At 65.8% G+C, this 8,369-nt stretch carries 1 protein-coding gene; it reads left to right on the forward strand.

The annotated features are described in order from the left end of the window. Window positions 1-8,369: non-ribosomal peptide synthetase (locus tag FR943_RS26310; protein ID WP_246584847.1), on the forward strand; the 8,369-nt coding region annotated here is incomplete at both ends.

An 8,369-nucleotide genomic window follows, 5' to 3' on the forward strand; every position in this document is an offset into this window, starting at 1 on the left:
GCGGTGGTGGTCCTCGACTCGTTGCCGTTGACGGTCAACGGCAAGCTGGACAAGCGGGCCCTGCCCGCACCGGAATACACCGACACCGATCACTACCGGGCGCCCAGCACCGCTACCGAGGAAATCCTGGCCGGCATCTACGCCCAGGTTCTGGGACTGGACCGGGTCGGGATCGACGACTCCTTCTTCGACCTCGGCGGGGACTCCCTGACGGCGATGCGACTGATCGCCGCCGTCAACGCCGGCTTCGAGGCCGAAGTCAGTGTCCGTACCTTGTTCGACGCGCCCACCATCGCTCAGCTGGCGCCGCACATCAAGGCCGGTTCGGGTGGACGTCCGCAGTTGGTCGCCCAACAGCGACCAGACGTCATTCCGCTGTCGTATGCGCAACAGCGGTTGTGGTTCTTGGAGCAATTGCAGGGGCCGTCGTCGATCTACAACATGGCGGTTGCCTTACGGCTCGACGGTAATCTGGATGCCGACGCGCTGGGGCAGGCATTGGCCGACGTGCTGGGGCGGCACGAGAGCCTGCGCACGATGTTCGGGGCGGTCGACGGGATTCCGCAGCAGTTGGTGGTGCCGGCCGCGCAAGCCGAACTGGGCTGGCAGGTTGTCGACGCCACTGAGTGGTCGCCTGATCGGTTGGAGGAGGCGGCCGGTGCGGTCGGGCGGCGCCCGTTCGACCTCACGCAGGAAATCCCGTTGCGGGCAACACTCTTCCGGGTCGCTGAGGATCAACATGTTCTGGTGACGGTGGTCCATCACATCGCCGCCGATGGTTGGTCGATCACGCCGTTCGTGGCGGATCTGGGTTCGGCGTACGGCAGTCGCTGTGCCGGCCGGGCGCCGGAGTGGGCGCCGTTGCCGGTGCAGTACGCCGATTACACGCTGTGGCAGCATGAGTGGCTGGGTACACCGTCTGATCCGGACAGTGTGATCGCCACGCAGCTGGCCTATTGGGAACAAGAGCTGGCCGATCTGCCTGAGCGCCTTGAGCTGCCGACCGACCGGCCGTATCCGCCGGTGGCCGATTACCAGGGTTCGAGTGTGGCGATCGACTGGCCTGCCGAGTTGCAGCGGCAGGTGGAGCGGGTGGCCCGCGAGCACGGCGTGACGAGTTTCATGGTGGTTCAGGCGGCGCTGGCCGCGCTGCTCGCACAGTTGAGTGCCAGTTCCGATGTGGCGGTGGGAATCGCGACCGCCGGCCGCAGCGACCCGGGTCTTGATGAACTCGTCGGTTTCTTCGTCAACACCCTCGTTCTGCGGTTGGATCTGGGTGGTGACCCGACGGTGTGCGATCTGCTGGGTCAGGTACGTCAGCGAGGCTTGGCCGCGTTCGAGCACCAGGATGTGCCGTTCGAGGTGCTGGTGGAGCGTCTCAACCCGGCCCGCAGCCTGACCCATCACCCGCTCGTACAGGTGATGGTGTCGTGGCAGAACTTCGCCTCGGAACAGGCTTCCAGTTTGAACCTGGGTGATGTCCGGGCCACACCGCTGGATGCCGAATCCCGGACCGCTCGGATGGATCTGGTGTTCTCGCTTGCCGAACGGTTCGACGACAGCGGCGCACCGGCCGGCATCGGCGGGGTGGTGGAGTTCCGTACCGACGTGTTCGACGCGGCCGCTATTCGGAAACTGACACAGAGATTGCAGCGGATGCTGCTGACGATGACGGCTGACACCACGCAACGGTTGTCGGCGGTGGACCTCCTCGACACCGCCGATCGTGAGCGGTTGGATGCGGTGAGTCATCGTACTGTCCTCACGCGACCGGTGGCCCAAGCCTCGATTCCGGCGTTGTTCACCGCACAGGTGGAGCGGGCGCCCGGATCGGAGGCGGTCAGTTTCGACGGGCGTACGCTGAGCTACCGCGAACTCGACGAGGCATCGAATCGTTTGGCACACATGCTTGTTGACCGGGGAGCAGGCCCTGGTGTGTGTGTGGCTGTGCTGCTGGAGCGTTCGGCGCAGGCGATTGTGGCGATCTTGGGTGTGCTCAAGTCGGGTGCGGCGTATCTGCCGATCGATCCGGGGGTGCCCGATGCGCGGATCGAGTTCATGCTCACCGACGCCGGGCCGGTCGCGGCAGTCACGACGGGTGGTTTGGCCTACCGGCTCGAAAGCTGCGGTGTGCCGGTGGTCGAGGTCGACGATCCGCGTATTGATGTGCAATCGGCGACGCCGTTGCCGGTGCCTGCACCCGATGACATCGCGCACATCATTTACACGTCGGGTACGACGGGGACGCCGAAAGGTGTTGTGGTTACTCATGAGAATGTGACGCGGTTGTTTGATGGGCTTGATGTCGGTTTCGAGTTGGGGCCGCGACAGGTGTGGGCGGCGTGTTCGTCGTTGGCGTTTGATTATTCGGTGTGGGAGATCTGGGGGGCGCTGCTGCATGGTGGGCGTCTGGTGGTGGTGCCGGAGCAGACGACACGGTCGCCGAAAGACCTGCATGCGCTGCTGGTCGGCGAACGCGTCACGGTCTTGAGTCAAACTCCCTCGGCAGTAGGAATATTGGACCCGCAGGGGCTGGAAGCGGCTTCGTTGATGGTGGCTGCCGAGCCCTGCCCCAGCCAGATCGTGGATCGGTGGGCCCCGCATCGGGTGATGATCAACGGTTACGGCCCGACCGAGACGACGGTGTATGCCACGATCAGTGAGCCGTTGGCTGCGGGCTCGGACTGTGTGCCGATCGGTGTGCCGGTGCCGGGTGCGGCGTTGTTTGTGTTGGACCGTTGGCTGCGGGAAGTGCCGGTCGGTGTGGTGGGTGAGTTGTATGTGGCCGGTCGGGGCGTGGGCGTCGGATATGCGTGCCGGGCCGGGCTCACCGCCTCACGGTTTGTACCGTGCCCGTTCGGCGACCCTGGGGCCCGGATGTATCGCACCGGGGACCTGGTGTCGTGGGGCCCGGATGGGCAGCTGCACTACGCCGGGCGTGCCGATGATCAGGTCAAGATCCGGGGCTACCGCATCGAACTCGGTGAAATCCAGACGGCGCTCGCCGATCTCGATGAGGTGCAGCAAGCCGTGGTGATCGCCCGCGAGGACCGTCCCGGTGACAAACGTCTGGTCGGTTACTTCACCGGTTCAGCCGACCCCGCGGTGGTCCGCGCGCAGCTCTCCCAGCGGCTGCTGGCCTACATGGTGCCGACAGCTGTCGTGGTCCTTGATGCGTTGCCGTTGACGGTCAACGGCAAGCTGGACAAGCGCGCTCTGCCGGCACCGGAATACACCGACACCGATCACTACCGGGCGCCCAGCACGGCTACCGAGGAAATCCTGGCCGGCATCTACGCTCAGGTTCTGGGACTGGAACGCGTCGGCGTCGACGACTCCTTCTTCGACCTCGGCGGCGACTCGCTGTCTGCCATGCGACTACTCGCGGCGGTGAACAGTCACCTCGACGTCGATATGGGTGTCCGCACCTTGTTCGACGCACCGACAGTCGCCCAACTCGCGCTGCGCCTCGTTTCGGGCTCGAGCGGACGTCGACCGCTCGTGCCCCAACAACGCCCGGACATCATCCCGTTGTCGTATGCGCAGCAGCGCCTGTGGTTCCTCAACCGGTTCGAGGGCGGGGTGGCGACCTACAACATGCCGATCGCCTTCCGGATCAACGGCGCTTTGGATCTGGATGCGCTCGACGCTGCCCTCGATGACGTGATCGCCCGGCACGAGTCGCTGCGCACGGTGTTCCCCGATATCGACGGGGTGCCCTCGCAGAGGGTGTTGCCTGCCGAGCCGGGGTTGTGGCGGCGCGGAGGCCCAGCTCTGGTAGAAGTCACCGAAGACCAAGAAGATGCTGTCATGGGCGAGTTGGTCGCCTTGGCGGGCTATCGGTTCGATTTGGCAACTGAGATTCCGGTCCGGGCCCAGATCTACTCGGTCGGCCCCGAGCAGTACGTTCTGGGAATCGTCCTGCACCACATCGCCTTCGACGGATGGTCGATGGCGCCCATGGTCAAGGATGTCGGTGTCGCGTACGCGGCCCGCTGCGCGGGACAGGTTCCCGCCTGGACGCCGCTGCCGGTGCAGTACGCCGACTACACGCTGTGGCAGCGCGAGCATCTGGGAGACCTGGCTGATCCAGGCAGCCGGATCGCCGAGCAGTTGTCCTATTGGCGTAAAGAGCTGGCGGGACTGCCCGAGGTGGTATCACTACCCACCGATCGGCCGCGACCGCCCGCGCCGAGCTATCGCGGTGACGGGGTCGACCTGCGTATCGACCCTGACACCTGGGCAGGTATCAAAAAGGTTGCCGCCGAACACAACGTCACCACATCGATGGTCTTGCAGGCCGTCATGTCCGTCGTACTGCACCGGGCCGGTGTCGGTGAGGACATCGCCCTGGGGACACCGATCGCCGGACGTAATGATCAGGCCCTGCAGGAGTTGGTCGGGTTCTTCGTCAACACCTGGGTGCTGCGGGTCGGGCTGAACTCGCAGCAGAGGTTCAGCGACGTGCTCGATCAGGTGCGGCAGAAAGCGCTGGACGGATACAGCAATCAGGATGTGCCCTTCGAGTTGCTGGTGGAGCAACTCAACCCGACCCGGTCCACATCGCACCATCCGCTGTTCCAGGTCGCCCTGGTGTTCCAGAACAACGTGCGCCCCGAGGTGGCCTTGGAAGGCGCCGGCATCGAGCCGATGTCGATGGTCACCCGCACCGCCAAGTTCGACCTCGACGTGGACATCAGGGAGGTTCCCGACGAGCTTTCGGGTGCCCCGATGGCTGCAGGTGTGCTGACCTACGCCACCGACCTGTTCGACCGGTCCACGATCGAGCGCCTGGTGGGTTGGTTCGGCAAGGTGGTTTCAGCTGTGGTTGCTGACTCGTCGGTGGTGGTCGGCGAAGTGGACTTGCTCGATGATGCCGAGCGTGATCTGGTGTTGCACAGGTGGTCTGGTGCCGGGGTCGATGCGCAGGTGGGGCTGGCTCCGGAGTTGTTAGCGACGGCGGTGGCTGCCGATCCCGAGGCCGTCGCGGTGGTGGATGGGGACCGTGAACTGTCCTATCGGCAGCTCGATGAGATATCCAACCGGCTGGCACGGGTGTTGATCGAAGCAGGCGTTGGGCCCGAGCGCGCGGTCGGTGTGGCGATGGGCCGATCTGCCGAGCTGGTGATCGCCTGGTGGGCGGTACTCAAGGCCGGTGGCGTGTACGTGCCGGTCGACCGCACCCACCCGGCCGAGCGGATCACCACGGTGCTGGACACCGTCGAAGCGGTGTGTGTACTGACTCGTGGCGGTGACCCCGTGGCCGGAACCGGGGCTCGCCCGGTGATCGACGTCGAGGCGCTGGACCTGTCGAGCAGGTCCGCGGAGCCGGTCACCGACGCTGATCGCTTGGCGGCGTTGACTATTGACGATGCTGCGTACGCGATCTTCACCTCAGGATCCACCGGTACACCGAAGGGGGTGGCAATCAGCCACGCCGGCGTGCTGGGCGTGGCCGCGGCTCATCGTGACCTGTTCGGTGTGACTGCGGGAGCCCGGGTGCTGATGGTGGCCGCACCGACGTTCGATGCCTCGGTCTTCGAATGGTTGTGGGCGGTGTCCTCGGGCGCGGCGCTGGTGGTGGCTCCGCCCGACTCCTACGCGGGTGACGCGCTGACGGCGGTGATCGAGGAACAGCGGGTCGAGGCGGCACTGATCACCCCGACCGTGGTGGCAACGCTGGATCGGAACCGCCTGTCCGGATTGACGACGCTGGTGACCGGTGGTGAGGCGTGCCCGGCGGAGTTGGTGGCCGCGTGGGCCCCCGGACGCGAGGGGGAAGACGGGGTCCAGCGTCGGCGGGTGTTCAATGCGTATGGGCCGACCGAGGTGACGATCTGGGCCACCTGGAGTGCGCTGTCGGCTGGACAGCCCGTGCGTATCGGTGCCCCGGTTCCCGGTACGTGTGCGTTGGTGTTGGATGCGCGGTTGAACCCCACGCCGATCGGGGTGGTGGGTGAGTTGTACCTGGCCGGTCCGGTGCTGGCTCGTGGTTATGTGGGGCGGCCTGATTTGACTGCGGATCGCTTTGTGGCCAATCCTTTTGGGGCTCCGGGGACACGGTTGTACCGCACCGGCGACCTGGTGCGCTGGACCGAGTCGGGCAGCCTGGAATACCTGGGACGGGCCGATGCTCAGGTCAAGCTGCGTGGGCAGCGCCTGGAACTGGGCGAGATCGAGAACACCCTGCTGGCCTGCCCGCAAGTCAATCGGGCAGCGGCCGCGGTCTATCACACCGATGCCGCGGACCACCTGGTCGCATATGTCGCATTGGAGCGGGCCAGCAACGCCGATCACGACGCGGAAGTCGTCGATCAGTGGCAACACGTCTACGACGAGCTCTACGACGCCGACCTCGACGAGGTCGAATTCGGCAGCGATTTCCGCGGCTGGAACAGCAGCTACACCAGTGACCCGATACCGCTGGACGAGATGCAGGAGTGGCGTGCTGGAGCGGTGAACCGGATCCTGGCACTGCACCCGCAGCGGGTACTCGAGCTCGGCGTCGGGTCAGGCCTGGTACTTTCACAGATCGCCCCGAAGTGCATGGAGTATTGGGGCACAGACTTTTCCGCGCCGACCATCCACAAGCTGCAGGCCGCGGTGGCGGGTCAACCGTGGGGGGACCGGGTCCGGTTGCAGGTGCAGCCCGCGGATGTGGTCGCCGGGCTGCCGGCCGGGTACTTCGACACGATCATCATCAACTCGGTCATCCAGTACTTCCCGAATTCGGTGTACCTCACCGAGGTGATGGACAATGCCATGGGCCTGTTGGCCCCGGGGGGAACGCTGTTCGTCGGCGACGTGCGCAACCACAGCCTGCAGGGCGCCTTCCAGACCGGTATCGCGTTGGCGCGCAGCGGGTCCGGTACCGATACCGACGATCTCCGGCAACGGGTACAGCGGGCAATACTCGGCGAACCCGAGCTGCTGCTGGCCCCCGAATTCTTCACGACCTGGGCAGCTGAGAACCCTTCGGTGGGGGGTATCGGTATCCAGGTCAAGCGCGGTGAAGCCGACAACGAGCTGACCCGGTACCGCTACGACGTCGCCATCCACCGGTCAGCCGGCCGAATCCTCTCGCTCGAAGAGGCGCCCGCGTGGGATTGGGCCGAGTGCGCGGGGCTGAGCGGACTGCACGCCGAGTTGACGGCCCAGCGACCGGCCACCGTGCGGGTCACCGCGATCCCGCGTGCGGGCGTGATGGCCGACGTGATCATCGAACAAGCCCTTGCCGCCGGGCATTCGGCTACTGACGGGTTGGCAGAGGCGGAGATTGCCGCCAACCCCGCGGACGCCGTCACACCCGAACTGCTGTACCGGCTCGGTGAGGACGCCGGATACCGGGTGGCGGTCACGTGGGGACCTGAACCCGGCACTGTCGACGCCGTGTTCGTCGCCGACACCGAGGACGGGGACGTTCCGGTACTGACCGACCTCTATCTGCCACAGGCCGGTTCCCGCAAGCGCAGCGCCTACGCCAACGATCCTGATACCAACAGCAAGGTGAGCGAGGTGCGCCAATGGTTGGCCGCCCGCTTGCCCGAATACATGGTGCCGAGCCAGATCGTTGTGCTCGACGAGTTCCCGCTGACCTCCTCGGGCAAGACCGACCGCAAGGCGCTGCCCGAGCCGGTCTTCACCGCCACCACATTCCGGTCGCCTCAGACGCCGACGGAGAAGACCGTCGCCGAAGTTTTCGCGGAAGTGCTGGGGCTGGACCGGGTCGGCCTCGACGATGACTTCTTTGTTCTGGGGGGCGATTCGCTGATCGCGATCCGGGTCAGCGCGCGGTTGCAGGCGGCCCTCGGCAAGGACGTGCCGGTACGGTACCTGTTCGACGCGCCCACCGTAGGACGGCTGGCAGCCTGCCTGGACCGTCTTCAGGAGCAGGCGACACGCCCACCGCTACAGGTGATGGCACGCCCGCAGACGATCCCGTTGTCGTATGCCCAGCAGCGGCTGTGGTTCTTCGACCAATTACACGGCCCCTCACCGGTTTACAACATGGCTGTGGGATTGCGCCTGAGCGGTGATCTCGATCCGGGTGCGCTGGGTGCAGCGCTGTCCGATGTGGTGGGCCGCCACGAGAGCCTGCGAACCCTTTTCCCTGTCGCTGACGGGATGCCGCGGCAACAGGTGGTGCCCGCCGAACGTGCTCACCTGTGCTGGCAGGTCGTCGATGCGATCGACTGGTCGGCGGACCGGCTGGCTGAAGCCGCAGGTGCCGTCGCCCGCCACCCGTTCGATCTGGACACCGAATTGCCGCTGAGGGCTGCACTTTTCCGGGTTGCCGACGATGAGCATGTGCTGGTGGCGGTGGTGCATCACATCGCCGCTGATGGTTGGTCGGTGGCTCCGCTGGTGGC

The organism is [Mycobacterium] fortunisiensis, assembly GCF_019050325.1.
Classification (GTDB): Bacteria; Actinomycetota; Actinomycetes; order Mycobacteriales; family Mycobacteriaceae; genus Mycobacterium; species Mycobacterium fortunisiensis.